The sequence below is a fragment of the Leeuwenhoekiella sp. A16 genome, from assembly GCF_047946675.1.
In the GTDB taxonomy this organism is placed as follows: domain Bacteria; phylum Bacteroidota; class Bacteroidia; order Flavobacteriales; family Flavobacteriaceae; genus Leeuwenhoekiella.
This window is the reverse complement of the sequence record NZ_CP172313.1, coordinates 1052808-1076565: the sequence shown is the minus strand read 5'-3', so window position 1 is coordinate 1076565 and position 23758 is coordinate 1052808. Positions and strand designations below refer to the sequence as shown.

Sequence of the window (23758 nt, the reverse complement as noted above, 5' to 3'; positions counted from 1 at the left end):
CCGGATTTTTTATTTTACAGGCCTGTATATTTTTGACTTCCAGGTTTCAGAATTACTTTCTGTCATGGGATTATTGTAATAAACTTCAATGATTTTTTTATCAATCTGAATGTCATCTGCATCAGATTTCAAAAGCAAGTCACCCCAAATGCGATGAGATAGTTTGTAGTTTCCAGTGAATTCTGCTGTTTCAGCTTCAAAAGAAGGTAGCATTTTAAGACTAGTGCCTGGCGTAACTACCAGACTGTCTGATTTATTAATGGGGAAACAGAAATGGAAATTAATCTTATTCTCAGAGTTATTCCAATTTTCTATCCATAAAAGCGGATTATCAATGGGTTTTAGCTGATTTTTATTAAAAAAACGATCTACCACGCCCATTAGTGCAAGCATTTCAGAAGCTTTTTGATCGGTTTTGCTTTCGCCTTGAGCGCACACACAATATCTCCCCTTAAATTCTTCTCTTTCCTTATTTAAGTTTACCGAATATGCAGATTGAGCTGCTTTAAGATCATTTTTTAGCTCAATAAAGTACTTTTTTAAATACGAGCTATAGGTGTCATCAAAGGGGTTTAGTACGCTTATTCTGGCTGCCAAAGGATTTGTACGATCTTTAATGTTTACAGTTATGTGTGTTGTAGAATCTGTCTCTGTTTGAAGTAGCCATTGAAAAGTAAAAAGAGTATCACCTAATTGTTTATTCTCTAAAATCTCCTTAAATGGCTTTTTTGATATTTGATTTTGCTCGTTGCTTTTTTGAGCATCTAAGAGATCATAATAAACAGAAGCCTGCCCATAATTACCTTTAAAATTCACCTGATAATCGTATTCCTTAATAAAAAGATACCAGCCGGCAACGCATACAAAAAGGATGAGCAAGGATAATACTATACGCTTAACCATTAATTGATCGCAAGATTATGTTTGTTAGTGGTTAAATGCAGATTATCTACTACATAATTACCTAATAATCTGCCTTGTTTTAATCCTTGTTCTATCGCTGCGCGATAATGAATGCCACCATACATTCTGCTAATAGCAGCTTCTGCAGAAGCTTCATTAAAAGAATTAAAAGTGCGTATGGGGATTCCGTATGGAGTTTCTGTATCATCATCAAAAGTGAAATTGTCACCAAAAATATCTGTAAGAATTATGGCTGCAGCCCCGGAAACTACAGAATGCCCGCTTGTGTACTCAGGGAAAGGCGGAGTTTGTAAGACAGGTTTCCAGCTTTCATCAATGTATTTGTTTATCAAAGTTTCCGGGCGAATAAGGTTACTGCGGTATTTCTCATCCCAACAACTAATGAACCCATCTGAAATAGCAATCGCCGTTTTTGTGTATGCAGCGACGGTTTTTTCAAAGTCAGCATCGGTTTTACGACAGGCTATTTTGGTAATGCCAATCCAATGTGCGCCGGGAGTAATTTTCTTCGTGGCAAACATTAAGTGCCCGTTTTGTGTAGAAACATATGGGTTGCAATCCCAGAATTTAGCGATGCCAATTTCCTTCCCATTATCTCCGGTTTCCTGAATATGCATTCTGGTATTATAAACTTCCATCAATTCATCATGAAATTTTGTGCCTTCTTCCATTGAGAATTTTGGTGGCGGTATTGGTTTAAATTGATCTGGTGATTTTAATAGAAAGGGACGTATTTTACTCCAGTGTGGTTCAATACCGTCCATATATGCGGGCGGCGTAGGTTGCCAGCGTCCCTCATCTTCTGTATACACAGAGAATTTAGGCATTGTGCGCGTTTCGGCATACATATCTTTCGCCATCCAGGAGCGTATGTGCTGGGCAACTTTGAGTCCGTAATTTTTAGAATTGGTATAACTTGTTTCATTCTCTTTTTCCCAGACGGTATAAAGACTATCGCGGTAAGTGGTTATTTGATCTTCAGAAAAAATAAGTTGTTTGGCAATGTCATAAAAGGCAACAAGCGCGGCAACTCTGTAATTTAATGCGGTTGTGTCATCTGGCGGCGGCGTAGGTGTAAGTTCTCTAAGCTGGCCGCCAAGAGATTGATAATCGTCACTACTTGCCTGTACTGCTTCATAGGCAGCAATGCTGGAGTATGAAAATATACGAGCTGCTACAGGAGGCGAGAAAATATCATGCACCTGTATCGCAGTCACATTATCAATAGCTTTGTGGTAATCTTCTGCAGTTATTGCGATAGGCTGTGGTTGTTTACTACACGAGAAAATCAATGCCGAAAAAACGAGAGGTAAGAGAAATCTGGTTTTCATTAGAAATTAAGTTTATACAATTCTGCACTATCATTATTGAATGTCGCTAATAGATATGGTTGCTGCAGAATTTTTATTATTGAGAGGTTTTTTACTGCTTTTTGGGTGAAATTTAGACCTATTGCGTTGGCGTCTAAAATTTCCCCAGAATTTGTCATTATTGCTCCTGCAAATGAATCAAATTTACCGTGGTATGGAGTTATGCCAAAGTAATTACCACCTAGAAGCACTTCTTCTTTGCCATCATAATTAAAGTCGAAAGCCAATAAGCTGCGTAGTGGAGATAATTGTAATTGAGAATCGAAATTTTTAAAATGGAAAATACCATTATCATTCTGTAAATATCCGGAAGCTAATGTGTTAATTTCTAGTTTTGTAGCCTTATCAAGCATTTCTTGGCCCATAACTTCCTCAACATCTTTCCCGGCAAAATCTTTATAAGTAGTAAATTTTTTCTTTAAAAAGTTAAGTTGGCTGGCAAGTTCATCAAGACCATACAAGAAGTAATATTTCCCATTTTTCTCTTTAGCGATCAGGGTCTCTGTGATACCATTATTATCAAAATCATCATAATACATCACTAACGGATTTTCCGCGGAAGCGTTTAGCTTTGTGTTTAAGCCCCAATTGCCCAGAATGTAATCTGTATCACCGTCTGCATCTATATCAAACGGTAAAATAGTTTGCCACATTCCGTTTAGTTTTTCAGAAAGTAAATTGGCAGATACATCGGTAAATTTTCCGTTATCGTTTTGAAGAAACTTAGGTGCCGTCCATTCACCCACAGTCACTAAGTCAAGATCACCATCGTTGTCATAATCATCCCAAACAGCATCTGTAATCATTCCTAATTTACTAGTGAGATCTTCCTGAACTTTTGAGAATTTCCCATTTTTGTTTTGAAGAAGAAATGATTCTGGCATCGCACCATAATTGTAATTAACGGCGTCTACACCTATAAAAACGTCTAAATCGCCATCATTATCGTAGTCAGCAGAACGAATAACAGAAGCGTTACCATGGGTATCTACAAATAGGCTATCTCTTTTAAAACTGCCGTCTTTCTCACCTAAATACAAACGGTCCAGAAGTAGTTCACTTTTCCCAACAGATTCCCCGCCGCCTGATGCTACCAGAATATCCTTGAAACCATCATTATTAAAATCGGCAATAGTTGAGGATGTTTCTTCAGCAAGAGAATCCTGAGCCATATTTTGTGGAATAGCAGATTCAAAACTTCCGTTTGTTTGATAGTAAATCTTCGATTTCTGGTAGCGCGAACTACCAAAGAATATGTCTTCCGTTCCATCGCCATTAAGATCTCCTACACTTACTGCCGGATCGTTGTCTGACAATTGATGCGGAATAAGCTTTTGCATATTAAAATCTGTGAAATTGTTTTCTTTATGCACAAAATCGATTCCTAAATTGCCTTCTACTTTAGTAAACCAGTGTTTTGAACGGTTAGGAAATAATTTCTGATAATCAATAGTATCTCTTTTAGTTTTAGGTGTTATTTCTACGGTGCGATTTGCTTCAGGACTTTTTAGTGTTTCAAAAGTTTGGTCTGGCCAAATAAGTATTAGTGAGTCAATTTTTGTCTCCGAAGGAAAACCAAAATTTATAATTGCTTGTGAAGATGATTGCCATCCTTTAGTTGTGTAAAGCTGTCTGTACAGTCTGCCTTTATCTGTGTACAGAATTGCTTTCGCACCAAGTGCCTGCGTATTTTCACCTTTCGCTTTAAGCTTTAGATTGAGATAACCACCAGAAGCACTAATATTTTTATAAACGGTAGGAGCAGAGTTTATGTTGTTTGTGACAATATCAAGATCGCCGTCATTGTCAAGATCGCCGTAAGCAGCTCCCGTAGAAATAGTAGTATCCTGTACAGCCCAGTTTTTGGTCTGGTTTTCAAACATCCCGCCGGCCTTGCCTTTATAGGTATAATTTACCACTGCACCAGAAGGCATCTGTTTTAAAGCTTCCTGATCTATTAAATGTGTTTGATCCAGTTTTTGACGTATTTGCTCATTTGATGTATATCTAATGTAATCGAGATCATTAGGGCGCTTGGGAATACCATTGCTTATGAAAATATCCTGAATCCCATCGCGATCGTAATCGCCAAAAAGAGCTCCCCAACTCCAGTCTGAAGCTGCAACACCACTCATCAATCCGGTTTCTGCAAAGTAACTTCCGCTTTCATTAAGCTGAAGCATATTGCGCGTATATTGAGGATGATAGCCCAAGCGCTCAATGCGCATTTTATGCAAATCTACATTGTCGTCCCCGGCAGATGATTTTAAGACCTTCTCATCTTCTGCCAACATATCAAGCGTCATCAAATCATAATAACCATCGTTATTTATATCTGCAACATCACTTCCCATAGAAAATCTGGAAGTATGTCCAAAATTACTGCCCAGACTTTCTGCAAACGTGCCGTCACCATTGTTGAGGTAATAATAATCATCTTCATGAAAATCGTTACTGATATAAATATCTGTAAAACCGTCGTTGTTAAAATCGGCTGTACTGATGCCCAGGCCATAACTATTTGCGCCACCGTAAATTCCTGCTTCCTCACTGTGATCTACAAATTTTCCGTTTTCATTGATCATTAATTTATCTCCACTTTCTTCAGAACGTTTATTTCTTATGGAAGCGGGACCAAATGAATCGACGGTGTGTATCGCGTGATTTAGAATGTAAACATCAAGATCGCCGTCATTATCTGCATCAAAAAAAGCGGCTTGAGAAGAGTAATTTTCGAGATTTAAGCCAAATTTTTCAGCGCTTTCTGTAAAGGTGAGGTCGCCATTATTAATAAAAAGTTCGTTGTGGCCTAAAAAGCCATTGATCCCAACAACGGCCGAGACATAAATATCGAGATTACCATCACCATTTACATCTGCCATTGTAGAACCCGTACTCCATGAATTGCTGCCTGCAACTCCGGCTTTTGCCGTTATATCTTCAAAAACGAAATTACCTTTATTGAGGTATAATTTGTTCTCGACCTGATTTCCTGTAAAGTAAATGTCTGCCAGGCCATCGTTGTTGATATCGCCTATACTTACACCGCCACCATTGTAGAAATAGAGATAATCGAGAATGTTTTGATCTTTAGTTTCGGTAAGTTGATTAATAAAATTGATGCCGGTAGTTTTAGCATCAGGACTTTCAAAAAGCTCACCTTTCTTTTTTTGGCAACTAAAAAGGGTAGAAAAAATTAATATATAAGGAACTAAATTATAACGCATTAACTTCGAAAATCTTAGGTTTTTGGTTGTTTATTGCCGCTATTAGGAAGGTTTTACCCGATTTATCTTTAAATAATTTCAGGTTTTTTACTTCGTCTTTTAAGAAGAAACCACTGTCATTATAATCTTCCCACTTAAAATCCATTTTGCCATTTCCTAATAAAACACTGCCATAACTGGCGTCTAAGCGAGAGAACTGCGGTTTAAGTTCGTAGTTATTTCCGCCTAAAACGAGGTCCAGATTTCCATCTTTATTAATGTCAATACATGAAATGCCACAAACACAGGAAAACTGAACTCGGGCAGGTAGTATTTTCACCTCAAAATTGCCTTTACCATCATTTACGGCAACAATCGTTTCAGAAATAGTTGCTGTTTTTACCAGCGAATTTTTAATTGTTTCGTCAGAAAATAATTCAGGGATGGTCTTTTTAGCATACTCTGATGCTTTTAGATTTTTCTTTTTAAGCGAAACAAGTTGCGTAGTAAGCTCCTTCTTCATGTGAAGCGGATAATCACCACCATTTGCATGCTGAGTTACAAGCTGCTCTATGGTGCCGTTGTTGTCAAAATCATTGACCCACATCTTCATTGGGTTTTGCATTGAGGTCTTATATGGGATGTTACTTCCTTTATTACCTACAACCAGATCCATATCACCATCATTATCAAGATCTGCTGCCTCAACAACATTCCACCAGCCCTTGTAATCGTCAAGATCTGTCTTGAGTCTTGAAAGGCGTTTGCCCAGATTCTTAAAGATCATTGGTGACCCCCAGTCTGAAGCTGTTACCAGATCTTTTTTATTGTCTCCATCAATATCTGCCCATATCGCATAGGTGATCATACCCGCATCTTTAAGATCGTAGGCAAGTTTTTCTGTAGCATCTGTAAACGTACCATCGCCCTGATTTTCTAATAAAAGGTGTTTAGGATCGATGCCGTATGTGCCTACAACACTACGTGAGCCTACAAAAACATCAACATCGCCATCCTGATCAAAATCATAGGGAGCGATAATAGAAATATTTGTTTCGTTAGTGGGTAGCTGCGCTGTAGATTTGCTAAAGTTGCCTCTGCCATCGTTGAGGTACAGGCGTGTAATATATTCTTTCTGCTTGCCTATCTCATTACCACCAGAGCCAACAATAAGATCCATATCTCCATCTCCATCTGCATCAAAAAAGGCAGAAGCTGTATCTTCATACTTAGAGTCTGCGGCTAATGCTGGTTGCTTAGTAGGTTTTAATTTACCGTTACCCTTGTTAAGGTAAAGCGTGCCTGCCTGCATTTCTGCGCCACCAATAAATGTATCTTCGTTGCCATCATTATTTACATCTGCAACAGCAAGCGCCGGACCTTCTTGTGAAAGCATTTGGGATATTAAACCCTCATAATCAAAATCTGTGTAATTATTTTCTTTGTGAATCTGCAGCTCTTTCTCTGGAATTTCGGTCAATAATGGCTGCTTTTTAACCGATTTTGGTGCCAAAATATGCGATTTTGCATCAGATTGATTAAGGGTAAGTAACTGATTTGCAGAGATAGAATCTAACTTTTGAGTAGAATCATCTGGCCAGATCACACGCAGGGAATCAATGATTTTTGTATCTCCCAGGCCAATATCCATAACATAATCCATTGATGATTGAAAGCCTCTAAAAGGGGAGAGTTCCTGAAGAACAATTTGATCTTTATAATATAGTTTTACAGAGGAGCCAAGCGCAAATTTATTAGCGTCTTTGCCTACCAGTTTTATTTTTAAGTAATTATTGTTTGTGAGTTTTTCAGCATTGTTACGATAAACAAACGCTTCCATATTTACGTTATTAACAATAAGATCAAGGTCACCATCATTATCAAGATCACCGTATGCGCAGCCGTTAGAAAGTCCGGGAATATTAAGGCCCCATTCTTCGGCTTCATTTTTAAATTTTAGGTCTTTATTATTCTTAAAAGCATAGTTAGCAAGTAAAGTAACCGGCATTTTGTTTATGATAGAATCTATAGCTTCCTTTTTGCCTGTAAGTGCCATTTTTTGAATAATGTCGTTAGCAAAAAAGTCTACAAAATCAAGATCTGTTAAGTCATGGTTTATGCCGTTAGTTACATAAATGTCCCTAAAACCGTCATTGTCCATATCAAAAATGAGTCCGGCCCAACTCCAGTCAGTACTTTCTACACCGCTATAATTGGCAATTTCAGAAAAGGTATGGTTACCATTATTTAGTTGCAGCGTATTTTGAATATACTGCTGGTAGAAATCCTTTTTTTGCTTCAGTTTAAAGACGTTGTACCCTTCAAATTCCATTACAGACTTTACGCGCTCATCGCCATCAGGAAGCATGTCTGTAATGTAAATATCTGCGTTACCATCATTGTTTATGTCTGCCACATCTACACCCATTGCCGAAAGCGATAGGTGAGAGGTCCAGTTTTCTATATCTTCAGTAAACGTGCCATCCTGATTATTGATATATAAGTAATCACGCTCATAGAAATCGTTTGAGACATATATGTCAGGATACAAATCATTATTAAAATCACTAATTACTACGCCCAATCCAAAGCCTATTAAGCTTCCATAAATATGGGCTTCCTCGCTTACGTCTACAAATTTCCCGTTATCATTTCGCAAAAGCATGTCACCCACACCTCTAAATATTTCGGGAACACCTTCCCAATCCTGGGCTCGTACATCGCGTTGTTCTGCATAACCCAAACTGCTTACAGGAATGTTGCTGTTATTTAAAATATAGGCATCAAGGTCACCATCTTTATCATAATCAAAAAACGTGGCATGGGTACTAAAACCTGTTTTAGCCAGGTTATATTCGGCTGCTTTTTCTGTAAAAGTTAGATCACCATTGTTAATGTAAAGATCATTATCGTGATTATTACCTTCCATATTTCCCGCATTACTCACATAGAGATCCAGCAAACCATCCTGATTAATATCAACCATATTTACCCCTGTAGACCAGGGTTTATTACCTGCCACGCCCGCTTTTTCTGTAATATCTTCAAACTGAAAATTTCCTTTATTCAAATACAGTTTATTAGGCTTCATATTCGCCGTAAGGTAAATATCAGGCAAGCCATCATTGTTGATGTCACCTATGGCAACGCCGCCCCCGTTATAGAAATTTCGGTATTTAAAAATATTAAAGTCCTTCTGATTTTTTACCTCATTCAAAAAATCAATACCTGTTTCCTCGGAAGATAAAAGGGAGAAAAGCTTTTCTTTTTCCGGATTATCAGATTGTTGCTGCTCTTCATTTTTACATGAAATTGTAATAATAAAAAGAGATAACAAGAGGATATTATTATAATACGAAATCTTCATTTTAGGAATTAATTAACTTTCTATAAAAGTAAAGAAGCTATGACTGGAAATACTATTTTTTGGCACTAAATAGTCTAAATATTATAGAATTTTGAAAAGTATACATTACTGTTATTCTAAGGATAAATGGTAGTGTCATCAACTATATCATCACAACTGTAGAAGAATTATTATTTAAATTAGGTTCTGGATATAAAAACAATCCTTCTTAGTTAGCGATAATACAGCTAAACATAAGAAGGATTGTACCCCACTACTTAATTATTTGATACGGCTTTTGCAGTATCCTTATTTTATGAATTAATATCCCGGGTTCTGGACCAAATTAGGATTAGTAATTATAGCAGTTGCAGGAATAGGATATAAAACTCTAAAGTCTTCAGTATTATCTTTAAATGCCCAAGGCTGCGTGAATTGGCCGAATCTTATAAGATCATTTCTTCTCCACATTTCTTCGTATAATTCTCTACCTCTTTCATCAAGTATATCCTGATCAGATAGTGATGCTAAAGGAGTTGCTCCTCTTAAGGTTCTTAACTGATTTACAAGTACAAGAGCGTCTTCACTTGAAGTACCGCCATTTGCAATTGCTTCGGCTTTCATAAGATGCACATCTGCATAGCGGAAGACAACTTCATGATTAGCAAACGCTCCATTTTCAGGGTGGTATTTAATAATGCGTATCCCTGTAATCTCGTTGTTACCTAAAAGACCCGGCAGATCTTTAGTGTAAGCCAGCGGATTACCAGGACGGTCTGTCATAGCAGCTCCGGTTGCATCATATTGTTGATTGATCAAAAACCCGTAACCTATACCTAAATGAGAACCATCTGTAGGCACAAAACCTCTTCTTTCTTCTTGTCCTGAGCCTGGTACATTAACGTTAGGATCCCCTTCAAATAAGTCATAGAACTCGGCTAAAGTTGTAAAACCATTCCAGCCTCCACCGGTGTTATCTGGTGAATTTTGTTTGTAATGCAACGTATTCCAGATTCTTGGACCCACATCAGAAGTGGTGAAATAGATAGTTTCAGTATTTACCTCATCGGTAAATAAATCAAAATATCCTTCCTGTAAAGCAAAACCGTCTGCTTGTATTGCATTCACCAGATTTACTACCTCAGTCATATCTGCAGATGCAGGAGTTTCTGTGCCTAAATAGATATGCTTATTTAAATAGATCTTAGCAAGTAAGAAACGTACTGCTGCTTTTGTAGGTTTATTTAAATCTGCACTTGGGCCACTAGTTGGTAAAACTGGCAATGCTTCATTAAGATCGTTTAAAACGAAATCTAAAGCTTCTACTCTCGACATCACAGAAGGATACACATCAGACCCTTCATCTGGAGTTCTAAAAGGAACCTGACCAAATAGATCTAGCAACTGAAACATACAATATCCTCGTATGAATTTTGCTTCTGCAGCTTGTTGCTCTGTAGGCGAACTTCTGCTATCAATAATAGAAGTCGCATTAAAGATCATCTGGTTAAAATTGTTCCATGTTCCTTTAATGAAGTTGTGGTTAGAATCCCATGTGTGTGCATGAAGGTTACGCCAAACCCCATTATCTCCCCAGTCTGTACCGCGGGTAGGAACTAGCTGCTCGTCTGAACTTACTTCTGTAAGCGCATACAGGTTTTCTTGTGTAGAAATTTGACCCCTAAGTGTGTTATATAAGTTAGTCAGGTTTGCATCAGCATCTACTCCAGAGAAATCTCCAGATAGATTCCCAAAACGAGAATCTGTCTCTTCAATTTCTAAGTCTGTACATCCCACGGCCCCTAATATTAAAAAGCCTATTGAAAATTTGTAAAGATTTATAGTTTTCATATTTCTTTTTTTTAAAACGTTGCGCTTAAACCAAAAGTGTAAACTCTAGGTCTGGGATAAGTCGTGTAATCTATACCTAATGATGGGATATCATTTAAAGCTTTAGGCACGTTTACTTCTGGATCCAGTCCTGAATATCCTGTGATAACAAAAAGGTTTTGTCCAGTAAGAGAGAAGCGCATAGACTTTAATATTCCATCTTTCTTCATGTTTAAACTATATCCTAAAGAAAGGTTTTGAAGTCTTACAAAATCACCTTTTTCTAAAAATCTGGTAGAAACATCAGCGGCATTTGCTTTAGACTCACCATTTGTTAGAACATCTGTAACAACATTTTTACCCACACCTATTATACCTGCTGTAAAGTAAGCGTTTGCAGTGTTATTATAAACATATTGACCAAATTGACCTGCAAAGAAAGCATTTACATCAAAGTTCTTATAGCTTAAGCTGGTGCTAAAACCACCTGTGTAATCTGGAAGTGCACTCTTGCCAACAAATTTTTGAACGTCACCTTCAGGGTAAACCGATATACCATTTTCATCAAAGCCACCAAATTCTCTCAGGTAGAATGAAAATAAAGGTTGACCACCTGCAAGTAATTGAGCGTATGCATTAGTAAGACCGTTACCACTTATTTGACCAGTTTGTATCAAGCCGTCAAAATCCTGTACCTCGTTTTTGTTATAAGATACGTTAAGACCTACATTCCAGTTTAAATCTTCAGTTTGAAGAATGTCATAGTTAAGAGATAATTCAATACCCTTGTTTATGACCTTAGCATCAAGATTTTCAAATGCGAAAGGTTGTGGAGTAGGTTGAGCGATCTCCTTTTTCAACAGTAAATCTGTTGTGTTCTTATAGTACACATCAACAGAACCATTAAAGCGGTCATTGTTAATACCAAAGTCGATACCAAAGTTGGCCTGAGATGTTTGTTCCCATTTAAGATCCTTATTAGGAAATGCAACCACTTCTGTACCTGGTATATTAATGTTACCACCGTTATCTATGCTTATGCCAGCGTAACGCTCACGATAAGTAAAGTTACCATAACCTAAACCATCCTGGCTACCTGTGATACCATAACCTACTCTTAATTTTAATGTAGAGAATTGCTCACCTATGAAATCTTCATTGTTCAGCTTCCAGGCGAAAGCACCAGAAGGGAAGTACCCGTAACTGTTGTTAGGACCAAAACGTGAAGAACCGTCAACTCTTAAAGTAGCTGTAAAAAGATATTTATCTGCTATCGTGTAGTTAAGACGACCAAAGAATGACTGTAATTCGTCAGTATAATTGAATAAATTACCACTTACGGCTTTTAATGGCACGCCACCTGGTGTATCTACAGTTTCAGTAGCGATCTCAGGAAATAAACGGTTAACAAATAAACCATCAGCATCATAGCCATATTGTTGATATGAACCGGCAATTGATTGCTCTATAGTTTTTGCTGAATTCTCAAGTTGAGAAGCCATTCCATTTAAATCTGTTGTGTTGTAACCAAAACCAAGAACTGTTTTACCACTTCTCAAAAACTCCTGATAAGAGAAACCTACAAGAGCTTCAAAATTTGAATTTTCAAATTCTTTGGTATAGTTAAGTGTAAAATCTAATAATTTAGACTTTGTAAATACTTCTAAGAAAGCACCGCGGCCATTACCCGGTGTACCGTTTGTAAAACCTGTAACCTGACTTGAAAGGGTTTGGTTCTTATCACTGTCAGACTGGTCAAAACCTACACTAACTCTTGCTTTTAAATTATCAAGAATATTATATTCTGCAGATAGATTTGCAAGAACACGGTTAGTGTGTGCCTCGTCTTTATAATAAGCTAAAAGCTGAGAAGGTACTAGTTCACCACCACCAGTAGAGAAGTCTGGATCATCTGGCCATGTAGGATTTGCAAAATAAGCAGCACCTAATAGATCCCCGGTAGAACCAGCGTTATTACTAATAAGAGGAGCCACATCATTTACGCGTGAGTATGTTCCGCCAAAATTAATTTTCAGCTTATCGTTAAAAAAGCGCTGTGATGCATTGATTCGTCCGGTAAGTTTTTCCTGATCAGAATTTTCAACCACACCATTTTGTTGTGTGTAACCAAAAGATCCACGTACATAACCAGAATCGTAGCTATTAGAATAAGCGAGGTTATGATTGATAGAAAGTGTATTTCTCAACACAACATCCTGCCAGTTTGTATCACCACCATAATCTAAACCAGAAGCATCACCACCGTATTGAGTCACAGCATTAAGGTATTGCTCTTTGTTTAAAAGGTCATAGCGTTCTGCCGGAGTTGAGTAACTTGTGTTTGTTGAGAATTCAAACAAACCGCCACCTGCAGCTCTACCACTTTTAGTTGTTATAATTACTACACCATTAGCTCCACGAGAACCATAGATTGCAGTTGCAGAAGCATCTTTTAAGATACTCATACTCTCAATATCATTTGGGTTTAAGAAACTAAGTGGGTTTCTTGCAGAACTAGATCCTGCCCCAATGTCTTCACCACCTGCAGAAGTATCATCTCCTGCTAATGGCACACCATCAACTACAAATAACGGGTTGTTATTAGAACGCACAGAGGCAGTACCTCGTATACGCACCTGCACTCCGGCTCCTGGCTCACCGCTTGACTGGGTTATCTGTACCCCGGCGGTTTTACCCTGAATCAATTGTTCTGGTGATGAAATAACACCTTTATTAAATGACTCTGATGAGACTACAGAAACTGCTCCCGTAGCATCTTTAACAGACTGTGTGCCGTAACCTATTACGACAACCTCTTCTAAGGCATTAGCGTCTTCCTGCAAGACTGCATCAACGGTACTTCTTCCGTTTACTGCAACTTCAAGTGTGGTGAAACCTACGTAACTAATTACAAGAATCGCGTCACTTGGTACATTGTTTAAAGTATAATTGCCATCGAAGTCTGTAGTGGCACCGTTAGTTGTGCCTTTTACAAGAACATTCGCCCCAGGCAAAGGTCCGTTTGATTCTGATACGGTTCCGGTCACGGTCTGCGCCTGTGCCATTCCCATCAATAAAAAACCAGAAACAAGCAGTATACTTTTAATAAATAATTGCTTCATGTGTTAGAATTTAAATTGAATTGTTTGATTGGTGCTCACGCCTGTCAAATATTCTTAAAGAAATATTAAAATCTCAAAATACAACGTTTGAGTAGCGAAAACGATTTAGTGTTTAAAACGTACTATTTACAGTTATTCTATAATATTATTGAGTTAAATTATTAATATGGCAATAATACTCAAAATTGCTGATATTTTACGTAAAACGGGCGGTTTTGTATCATAATTTGTCATTTTTTGATACTATTTTAAAATAAATCCTGTACTACAACGTTTTAGTGAGATTGTATGTTGATTAAAAATTTTCTTATAACGGTCTCATACATAATTGGAAATCGATTGCATGATTTTCAGGTCTATCCCAAAGCCTGCAAAAATGCAAATCAGGCGTATCAACGAATAAATACTAGTCTATTTATATATAAAAAAGAAAATTTCGCTTTAAGCGAATCTTCAGCTATCTGTTATCTTTGTCACCTGTGAAATATGATGTAATTATAATAGGAGGAGGAGCTGCAGGTTTTTTTACCGCAATAAATCTTGCAAATGAAGCGCAGCATTTTAAAATAGCAATACTTGAGAGAAGTAAAGAAGTTTTAAATAAAGTGCGCATTTCTGGTGGCGGCAGGTGTAATGTTACTCATGCCGAGTTTATGCCTAAACCGTTAACCCAAAATTATCCCAGAGGTGAAAGAGAATTGCTGGGTCCCTTTCATCATTTTATGACAGGAGATACTATGGCGTGGTTTGAAGAACGCGGGGTAGAACTCAAGGTAGAAGAAGATGGTCGCGTTTTTCCTGTGACTGATTCTTCACAGACCATAATAGATTGTTTTCTTGAAGAAGCTAATCGCTTAAATATTGATATTCTCACCGGTGAGGCTGTGAAAAACCTCACTAAAACAGGTAAAAATTGGCATTTAGAGACCAAAAATTCGGTTTTTATATGTCAGTATTTAGTTCTGGCTACTGGAAGTAATCCTAAAATGTGGAAATTACTTGAGCACTCTGGGCATGCAGTTATTGCCCCTGTACCTTCTTTATTTACTTTTAATATTAAAGATAAACGTATTACAGATTTACCCGGGGTAGCGACTAATGCTTTTGTTGAACTTTTAGATGAAAAGGAAAATATTCTCAAATTAAAAGACGGCGGCCGTGCAGACAGAGGTGGCTCTACAGGGCCGTTATTAATAACGCATTGGGGTATGAGTGGTCCTGCTATTCTTAAACTTTCGGCCTGGGGTGCAATCGCATTGCATCAAGATCAATACAAATTCAAAATTCGTGTAAACTGGTTACCGCAGCTAGAGCGCGAAGTTATTTATGAAAATTTACAACAATTCAAATTAGATTACGCCAGGCAGTTAGTAACTACTTATAGCCAGTTTGAACTTTCTAAACGTCTTTGGAAAAATCTGGTTGAGGCTTCAGCAATTAATGCAAATGCCCGCTGGGCAGATTTAAACAGAGAACAACTCAATAATCTTTGTGATGAATTGCACGCTGGTATCTTTCGTGTAAACGGAAAAAGCACTTTTAAGGAAGAGTTTGTGACTGCCGGCGGTGTAGATCTTAAGGAAGTGAATTTTAAAACTTTTGAAAGCAAAGTAATTCCGGCGATATTTTTTGCCGGTGAAGTACTTAATGTTGATGCAATCACCGGAGGCTTTAATTTTCAAAACGCCTGGACTAGTGGTTTTCTGGCAGCAAAAGGTATAATTGCAGCATCTGCAGATTAGTTTAATCGCCAGATCTCAAAATTGAATACTACCGTATAGACTGTCCATATTATATATGGTATAAGAAAATAACCTGCTCGGGGATCTACTATTCTAAACCATTTGTAGGTAAAGAGAAGTACTATAAATAATGTAAAAGCAATTAGTAGTGCAGGTAATAAGGCTTTTAAGCCAAAAAAAACAACACTCCAAGAAACGGTGAGAATAAGCTGAAAGCCAAAGTGATAAAGCGCGGTTTTAACCCATTTATGATAAAAACCTTTATTCCATACGATGCCGGCGGCGATGCCCATAACCACGTATAAAAAGATCCAGGCAGGAGCAAAAACCCACGTAGGCGGGTCAAAAATCGGCCTATTTAATGCCAAAAACCAGTTATTAACACTGCTCTCAATTGCGATAGAACTAAAAAAGCCCACAAGCAGACATGCTGTCACAGCAATAGAGGCTCTAATTATGAGTTTTAGATCCATAGTAGGTTGGTTGAGTGCTAAATGTAAAAAATAAATGGCATTAAAATATGGGTTTAATAAATTAAGTACTTGTTTTCTGCTTTCTTATAACCTTATATATTTGCAGCATGATTGAAAATAAATTTCTGCCAAAGGCTTATACCCATGCTATTTCCGGTTCATCTGTAGGCTATGAATCGCCTAGTAATATTGCATTGATCAAGTACTGGGGAAAATACGGTAACCAGCTTCCTAAGAATCCATCAATTAGTTTTACACTAAATACCTGTAAAACACAAACGCGAGTTTCTTTTCAAAAACTGGAAAAAAGCAAGAAGGGATCATTTGATTTTGAGATTTATCTGGATGGAGAGCCTAAGCCGGGCTTTGAACCTAAGATCGAGCAATTCTTTCATAGAATAGAAGATTATGTTCCTTTTATAAGTGAATATAAATTTAAGATAGCTACATCAAATAGTTTTCCGCATAGTTCTGGTATAGCATCATCTGCCAGCGGCATGAGTGCTCTTGCACTTTGCCTTATGGAGATGGAAAAGCAGTTGCAGCCCAATATGTCTGTAGATCATTTTAATGAGAAAGCATCATTTCTGGCTCGTTTAGGTTCTGGTAGTGCGTGCAGAAGTTTAACAGGGCCGCTTGTTGTGTGGGGAGAGCATGAAGAATTTAGAGGTAGCAGTAATTTGTATGGCGTCAAATTTTCGCATGAGCTTCATCCTGTTTTTGAAGATTACCAGGATACTATACTTATGGTTGACAAAGGTGAGAAGCAGGTAAGCAGTACAGTAGGTCATAATTTAATGAACAATCACCCTTTTGCACCTGCTCGATTTGATCAGGCTTATATGCATATGACAGATATTGTGCCTATACTTAAAAGTGGTGATCTTGATGCTTTTATGCATCTTGTAGAAAGAGAAGCGTTGACATTACATGCGATGATGATGACCAGCAGCCCGTACTTTATTTTAATGAAACCAAATACCCTTCAGGTAATTGAGAAAATCTGGAATTTTAGACGAGAAACCGGTACTCCTGTAAGTTTCACGCTTGATGCGGGGGCTAATGTTCACGTGCTTTACCCTGCAGCTGAAACCGAAAAAGTACTCGATTTTATAAAAAACGAACTCGTTAAATATTGCCAAAACGGACAGTATATTTGTGATAATGTGGGTAATGGTGCGAGAAAGTTGTAATTTTGTTGCTTACTAATCGGTATCTATGAAAGGACCTTTATTTTATTCTAAAATCCTGCTCTTTGGTGAATATGGTATCATTAAGGATTCTAAGGGTTTATCTATTCCCTATAACTTCTACAAAGGAGCACTAAAGGTTGAAGATAATTTATCAGAAGCTTCACAAAAGTCTAATGATAGTCTTAAAAGGTTTGCTGTTTATCTTGAGAATCTGCAAAACGAAAATCCAAAGCTTGTTACTTTTGACATAGATCGCCTAAAAGCCGATGTTGATTCTGGGATGTACTTTGACAGTACAATACCTCAGGGTTATGGCGTAGGCAGCAGTGGGGCGCTTGTAGCATCTATCTATGATAAGTATGCCTTTGATAAAATAACGATTCTTGAAAATCTTACCAGAGATAAATTACTAACCCTGAAAAAAATATTTGGGGAAATGGAGTCTTTCTTTCACGGTAAGTCTTCCGGGCTTGACCCTTTGAATAGTTACCTGAGTCTTCCTATTTTAATAAATAGTAAAGATGATATAGAACCTGCCGGGATACCTTCTCAAACACTTAATGGTAAAGGAGCTGTATTTTTATTAGATAGTGGTATTGTAGGAGAAACTGCTCCTATGGTAAATATCTTTATGGAAAATATGAAGCAGGAAGGTTTTAGAAAAATGCTTAAAGATCAATTTGTTAAGCATACAGATGCCTGTGTTGAAGATTTTCTGAAAGGTGATGTAAAATCTCTTTTTGGTAACGTAAAGCAACTTTCTAAAACGGTGCTTAATCACTTTAAACCTATGATCCCTGCAAAGTTTCATGAACTATGGCAAAAGGGTCTTGAGTCTAATGACTATTACCTCAAACTTTGCGGTTCTGGTGGTGGTGGTTATATTTTAGGTTTTACCGAAGATATTGATAAAGCCAGAAAATCACTTAAAGGTCATAAAGTAGAGGTTGTCTATAGTTTTTAAACTGCTTTCTTTTTTCGGGGAAATCTGTAAAATTCATTTTTATGTCTTTAATAAACCGAAGAAATAAACTTTTACTTCTCAAATTCTTCAGTTTATTCTCGGTTGCGCGCGTTTATAATATCCTTATTATAGTTTTAGCGCAATATCTGGCATCAATTTACATACTTGCACCAGGCTTGCCTTTGCGCGAGGTTCTTTTTGATACTAATCTTTTTCTGCTTGTACTCTCATCTGCAATGGTAATTGCGGGTGGCTACATAATCAATAGTTTTTATGATACTGAAAAAGACCTTATAAACAGGCCGCATAAGACTAAACTTGATCATCTGGTTAGTCAGAACAAAATGCTCACATTTTATTTTGTGATCAATTTTCTTTCAGTAGTAGTGGCAAGTTATGTATCATTTAGAGCAGTTTTATTCTTTTCGATATATATTTTCGGAATTTGGTTGTATTCGCATAAGCTGAAGAAAATAACATTTGTAGGAAACCTTACTTCTGCCATACTTTCAATCACACCTTTTTTCGCAGTATTTATCTATTACGGAAACTTCTACACTGTCATTTTTGTACATGCAACATTTTTGTTTCTTATAATTACAATGCGAGAACTAGTTAAAGATCTAGAAAATCTAAAAGGCGATCTCGCTTTGAATTACAGGACGATTCCCATTGTTCTGGGAGAGCGCTATGCTAAACTAATTTTAACTGCACTGGGGCTTTTTACGATTTTACCCATATACCTTTTGATAAACAAGTTTGATGTAGGGTACATGCATTACTTTTTTTATGCTTGTTTTTTACTGCTTATCATTTTTCTTGCCCTGCTGTGGAGATCAAGAGCCAGATTACATTATCTAGTACTTCATAATATTTTAAAATTTATAATTGTGGCCGGGGTTTTTAGTATTCTTCTTATAGATCCTGCAGTTGTTATTCATAGAATATTTTAGACTCTAAAAACAGTATAAAAAAGCCGATTTTTCATCCTTTCTACCGATTTTTTTAATCAGGAAAAGGTGTTTATACTTTCATAATTAAGGGGTTCTTAAATTGCGTACCTTTGCAAAAATATAATTAGTAATGAGCAGACATCAGGAGAGTAATAAAGGAGGAACAGCTTCAGGCCGCGGTAGCAATGGAAAACGGGGTCATAGCAATTCAAGAGGAAATGCTCCCATTAAGAAAAATCAGGCCAATAGTAGCAGGTCTGAAACTAAAAGTGAAAGTGGCGGGGGAATCCGTTTGAATAAATATATTGCAAATAGCGGCGTTTGTTCACGCCGCGAAGCAGATTTATACATCTCTACCGGGCAGGTTACTGTTAACGGTGAGGTTATTAATGAGATGGGTTACAAGGTAAATATTGATGATGATGTACGCTTTGACGGGCGTCGTATTAATCCTGAACCTAAAGCATACGTGCTTTTAAATAAGCCAAAAGGTTTTTCTGTTACCACGAGTAATTCTAAGGGTATGACGGTAATGGATCTTGTTGCCAGTGCTACAAGCGCCAGAGTTAAACCTATAGGCCGTCTTGGTCGCAATGCTACAGGGTTGCTTTTGTTTACAAATGATGATAAGATCACACAGAAGCTAACTAATTCTAAAAGTGGGCTGCCGCGTCTTTTTCACATAGAATTAGATAAAAATCTAAAGGGTGATGATGTAGATAAGATTAGAAAAGGTCTTACGGTAGAAGGCAAAACTATCACAGTAGACGATATAAGTTTTGTAGATGGAGCGCCTAAAAAGGAAATAGGTCTTAAAATTAAACATACCGGCAACAGTGTTATTAGAACAATGTTTGAGCATTTAGGGTATCAGGTGGTTCGGGTAGATTGTGTCACTATTGGTACATTAACTAAAAAGGACCTTCCCAGAGGTAAGTATAGACACTTAAGTCAGCAGGAAATCAATAATCTTATGATGGTATAAACCTTTATATCACGCATAGAACAAGGGTTTTTCAATTAATTTTGATGAACCCTTTTTTTTTCAGTTTTATTTACTTCTTTTGCTTAATATTAATACAGTAAAAAAAGAGCTTTTATCCACAGTCGTTGGTAGAAATTATATATATAGAACAAACACTATACTGCAGTTGATAGATATTTCTGCTTGCCTTAAATACCACGTAAGAAGGCAAAATTTGTATAGCACCGGTATTATTTGGCAGGTTTTCTCTTGTGCCCTGGCCAATCTTCACAATACCTTAAGAAAAGCAAACGCTAATTCTCGAATACTTTTTTTAATTTTCTCTTTTAAATAACTTAATGAACACAAAGTACATAGATCTTATCGATCAAACCTTCTATTTTCCTCAGGAGGATTTTAAGCTGGAAAACAATCATTTACAATTTCACGACATTGATTTAATGGGCCTCGTAGAAAAATACGGTGCTCCGCTTAAGTTTAGTTATTTGCCAAAGATTTCACAGAATATCAACAGGGCAAAGAAGTGGTTTGCAGATGCAATAGAGAAACATGATTACAAGGGCGGTTATAATTATTGCTATTGTACAAAGAGTTCGCACTTTAAGCATGTTTTAGATGAGGCTTTGAAGAACGATATTCATATTGAGACATCATCTGCTTTTGATATCAATATTGTAAAAAAGCTAAAAGAAACGGGAAAGATAACAGATAGTACATATGTTATTTGTAACGGCTTTAAGCGCGATCAATACATAGATAATATCTCAGACCTTATCAATACGGGACATCAAAACTGTGTACCCATAATTGATAATTACGAGGAGATAGATCTTCTCGCAAATAAGATCAACGGAGACTTTAAAGTTGGGATTCGTATTGCTTCAGAAGAAGAGCCAAAATTTGAATTTTATACTTCACGTTTAGGTATTGGTTATAAAAATATTGTTCCTTTTTACGAAGACCAGATCAAGAATAACGACAATGTAGAACTTAAAATGCTACATTTCTTTATAAATACAGGTATTCGTGATAACGCTTACTACTGGAATGAGCTTAATAAATGTCTTAAAGTATATACGCGCCTTAAAAAAATCTGCCCGTCACTTGACAGTTTGAATATAGGTGGTGGTTTTCCAATTAAAAACTCTCTGGCTTTTGATTTTGACTACGCTTATATGGTAGATGAGATAATAAATCAAATTAAAATAACATGTGCTGAAGCAAATGTGCCTGTACCTCATTTGTTTACAGAATTTGGTAGTTTTACTGTAGGTGAAAGTGGTGGTGCAGTTTATGAAGTGCTTTATCAAAAACAACAAAATGACCGTGAGAAGTGGAATATGATAAATTCATCATTTATTACTACTTTACCAGATACATGGGCGATTAGCAAGCGTTTTATTCTATTGCCGCTTAACCGTTGGGAAGAAGAGTATGAGCGTGTATTGTTAGGAGGTTTAACTTGTGATAGTGATGATTATTATAACAGTGAGCAGCACAGTAATGCGATTTATTTACCCCGGTTTAAAAAGGATAAACCTTTGTATATTGGTTTTTTCAATACAGGGGCTTATCAGGAAAGCATAGGCGGTTATGGCGGTTTACAACATTGCCTTATCCCACAGCCTAAACACATTCTCATTGATAGAGATGAAGAAGGAAATATAACAACGCAAATATTTAACGAACAACAGAAAGCAGAAGATTTGCTTAAAATCTTGGGTTATGAGTACAACTAAAAATTATGGAGGCATAGCAGATGAATATGCCAAACTGGACAATGCGAAGATTGTCCTAATTCCGGTGCCTTACGATGGTACAAGTACCTGGCAAAAAGGTGCAGATAAAGGACCAGAAGCTCTTTTGCATGCAACTGAAAATATGGAACTTTATGATATAGAAACAGATACAGAAGTGTATCAACAAGGTATTTATATCGCTCCTGCAATTACAGAGAATAGTTCGCCAGAAGCTGTTGTAAATGAGGTTCACAAGGTTACTAAAGACTATATCAAACGCAACAAGTTTGTAACTATAGTAGGAGGTGAGCATTCAATATCAATAGGTACAATACGAGCCTTTAATGAGTTGTACGATAATCTTACTGTGTTACATATTGATGCACATGCAGATTTGCGTAAGGAGTATGATGGGAGTAAATACAACCATGCTTGTGCAGCTTATGAAGCCAGCCAGACTACAAATCTTATTCAGGTAGGTATACGCAGTATGGATGCGCTTGAGAAAACCATAATGGATGAAGAGAAAACTTATTTCGCTCATGAGATGGCAAATGATGAGTATTGGGTAGATAATGTTATAGATCAATGTACAGATGATGTTTTTATCACCTTTGATCTTGATGTTCTTGATCCGTCAATTATGCCCTCTACAGGAACACCTGAGCCAGGCGGACTTTTCTGGTATGAGACGCTTGATTTCTTAAAGCGCGTTTTTGAAGAGAAGAATGTGGTAGGTTTTGATATTGCAGAACTTTGCCCAAAAGAGCATGATAAATCTTCAGACTTTCTTGCTGCTAAGCTTTACTACAAAATGTTGAGCTATAAATTTCAGGGGCAGGAAATAGAAGACGATTACGATAACACGTATGTTACTAAAACTAATAATAAAGGTAACATGGGTAAATTTGACAATGATGACGAAGACTAAAGGAGCTATATCCGATTTTATAGAAAAATACTATTTACACTTTAATGCTGCCAGCGTAGTAGATGCCGCAAAAGCTTATGAGAAAAAGCTTGAAGAAGGGTCTAAAATGTTGGTTTCTCTTGCCGGTGCGATGAGCACCGCAGAGCTTGGTAAGATTTTCGCAGAGATTATACGCCAGGATAAAGTGCATATTATCTCTTGTACAGGTGCAAACCTGGAAGAAGATATAATGAATCTTGTTGCGCATTCACATTATAAGCGTGTGCCTAATTATCGTGATCTTACTCCGCAGGAGGAGTGGGAATTACTTGAGAAAGGTCTAAATCGCGTTACAGATACTTGTATTCCTGAAGAAGAAGCTTTTAGAAGATTACAACAACACATCTACAAAATCTGGAAAGATGCTGAAGATGCCGGCGAGCGCTATTTTCCACATGAGTTTATGTATAAAATGCTGCTAAGCGGAGTTCTTGAAGAATATTATGAGATTGATCTTAAAGATTCCTGGATGTACGCTGCTGCGGAAAAAAACCTGCCTATTGTTGTTCCCGGTTGGGAAGACAGTACAATGGGGAACATTTTTGCTTCTTATGTAGTAAAGGGCGAACTGAAAGCCAGCACCATGAAATCTGGTATTGAGTATATGGCATTTTTAGCCGATTGGTACACTGCTAATTCTGATAATGGGATTGGTTTCTTCCAGATAGGAGGAGGTATTGCAGGAGATTTTCCAATATGTGTAGTGCCTATGCTGTATCAGGATCTTGAGCGCACAGATACACCTTTCTGGAATTATTTCTGCCAGATCTCTGATTCTACTACCAGTTACGGCTCGTATTCAGGAGCGGTTCCTAACGAAAAGATCACCTGGGGAAAACTTGATATTGATACACCAAAATTTATAATAGAAAGTGACGCTACAATCGTGGCGCCATTAATTTTTGCATATCTGCTTGATATGTAAAAGTACCTAATCTCCT

The 23758-nt window shown here is 37.2% G+C and carries 15 protein-coding genes; 8 read left to right on the top strand and 7 right to left on the bottom strand.

Translation table 11 applies throughout. From position 1 onward, the window contains the following. Window positions 1-9: 9 nt before the first annotated feature. From ACH3O9_RS04560 to ACH3O9_RS04535, 6 genes are all read right to left on the bottom strand, one after another. Window positions 10-903, bottom strand: a complete 894-nt coding sequence (locus ACH3O9_RS04560) for a GyrI-like domain-containing protein (RefSeq protein WP_416444833.1) — start codon at window positions 901-903, stop codon at window positions 10-12. Further along, the gene (locus ACH3O9_RS04555; RefSeq protein ID WP_416444831.1) at window positions 903-2255 is read right to left on the bottom strand and encodes a vanadium-dependent haloperoxidase; all 1353 of its coding nucleotides are present in this window, start codon (window positions 2253-2255) and stop codon (window positions 903-905) included. The genes ACH3O9_RS04560 and ACH3O9_RS04555 overlap by 1 nt, the downstream gene beginning before the upstream one ends. Continuing rightward, a complete protein-coding gene (locus tag ACH3O9_RS04550; RefSeq protein WP_416444829.1) occupies window positions 2255-5521 on the bottom strand; it encodes a VCBS repeat-containing protein in 3267 nt (1088 codons plus the stop codon). Before ACH3O9_RS04550 ends, ACH3O9_RS04555 begins: the two co-directional genes overlap by 1 nt. Beyond that, window positions 5511-8867, bottom strand: a complete 3357-nt coding sequence (locus tag ACH3O9_RS04545) for a VCBS repeat-containing protein (RefSeq protein ID WP_416444827.1) — start codon at window positions 8865-8867, stop codon at window positions 5511-5513. The genes ACH3O9_RS04550 and ACH3O9_RS04545 overlap by 11 nt, the downstream gene beginning before the upstream one ends. A 300-nt stretch (window positions 8868-9167) precedes the next feature. Beyond that, complete coding sequence (locus ACH3O9_RS04540) at window positions 9168-10697, bottom strand: RagB/SusD family nutrient uptake outer membrane protein (protein WP_416444825.1); 1530 nt, start codon at window positions 10695-10697, stop codon at window positions 9168-9170. An 11-nt stretch (window positions 10698-10708) separates the two neighbouring features. After that, window positions 10709-13798 carry a SusC/RagA family TonB-linked outer membrane protein gene (locus ACH3O9_RS04535; RefSeq protein WP_416444823.1) on the bottom strand — a complete coding sequence of 1030 codons (3090 nt, stop codon included), beginning with the start codon at window positions 13796-13798 and terminating at the stop codon, window positions 10709-10711. 479 nt (window positions 13799-14277) lie between these two features. Between ACH3O9_RS04535 and ACH3O9_RS04530 the strand changes: the two genes are divergently transcribed. Next, window positions 14278-15540 carry an NAD(P)/FAD-dependent oxidoreductase gene (locus ACH3O9_RS04530; protein ID WP_416444821.1) on the top strand — a complete coding sequence of 421 codons (1263 nt, stop codon included), beginning with the start codon at window positions 14278-14280 and terminating at the stop codon, window positions 15538-15540. Here the strand turns inward: ACH3O9_RS04530 and ACH3O9_RS04525 are convergent. Then, window positions 15537-16013 carry a TspO/MBR family protein gene (locus tag ACH3O9_RS04525; RefSeq protein ID WP_416444819.1) on the bottom strand — a complete coding sequence of 159 codons (477 nt, stop codon included), beginning with the start codon at window positions 16011-16013 and terminating at the stop codon, window positions 15537-15539. The two genes, ACH3O9_RS04530 and ACH3O9_RS04525, sit on opposite strands and share 4 nt — an antisense overlap. Before the next feature lie 107 nt (window positions 16014-16120). Here ACH3O9_RS04525 and ACH3O9_RS04520 point away from each other — a divergent pair, with 107 nt between their 5' ends. The 7 genes from ACH3O9_RS04520 (at window position 16121) to ACH3O9_RS04490 (ending at window position 23742) form a co-directional block, all read left to right on the top strand. Continuing rightward, window positions 16121-17206: a diphosphomevalonate/mevalonate 3,5-bisphosphate decarboxylase family protein gene (locus tag ACH3O9_RS04520; RefSeq protein WP_416444817.1), complete on the top strand. Its 1086-nt coding sequence runs from the start codon at window positions 16121-16123 to the stop codon at window positions 17204-17206. A 25-nt stretch (window positions 17207-17231) separates the two neighbouring features. After that, on the top strand, window positions 17232-18170 hold the full coding sequence (locus ACH3O9_RS04515) for a mevalonate kinase (protein ID WP_416444815.1): 939 nt from the start codon (window positions 17232-17234) through the stop codon (window positions 18168-18170). A gap of 41 nt (window positions 18171-18211) precedes the next feature. After that, window positions 18212-19123: a geranylgeranylglycerol-phosphate geranylgeranyltransferase gene (locus tag ACH3O9_RS04510; protein ID WP_416444813.1), complete on the top strand. Its 912-nt coding sequence runs from the start codon at window positions 18212-18214 to the stop codon at window positions 19121-19123. 130 nt (window positions 19124-19253) lie between these two features. Beyond that, window positions 19254-20108: a pseudouridine synthase gene (locus tag ACH3O9_RS04505; RefSeq protein WP_416444811.1), complete on the top strand. Its 855-nt coding sequence runs from the start codon at window positions 19254-19256 to the stop codon at window positions 20106-20108. A gap of 338 nt (window positions 20109-20446) precedes the next feature. Next, on the top strand, window positions 20447-21847 hold the full coding sequence (locus ACH3O9_RS04500) for an arginine decarboxylase (protein ID WP_416444809.1): 1401 nt from the start codon (window positions 20447-20449) through the stop codon (window positions 21845-21847). After that, window positions 21834-22778: an agmatinase gene (speB, locus tag ACH3O9_RS04495; RefSeq protein WP_416444807.1), complete on the top strand. Its 945-nt coding sequence runs from the start codon at window positions 21834-21836 to the stop codon at window positions 22776-22778. The genes ACH3O9_RS04500 and speB overlap by 14 nt, the downstream gene beginning before the upstream one ends. Then, window positions 22765-23742, top strand: a complete 978-nt coding sequence (locus tag ACH3O9_RS04490) for a deoxyhypusine synthase family protein (RefSeq protein ID WP_416446625.1) — start codon at window positions 22765-22767, stop codon at window positions 23740-23742. Before speB ends, ACH3O9_RS04490 begins: the two co-directional genes overlap by 14 nt. Window positions 23743-23758 lie beyond the last annotated feature (16 nt).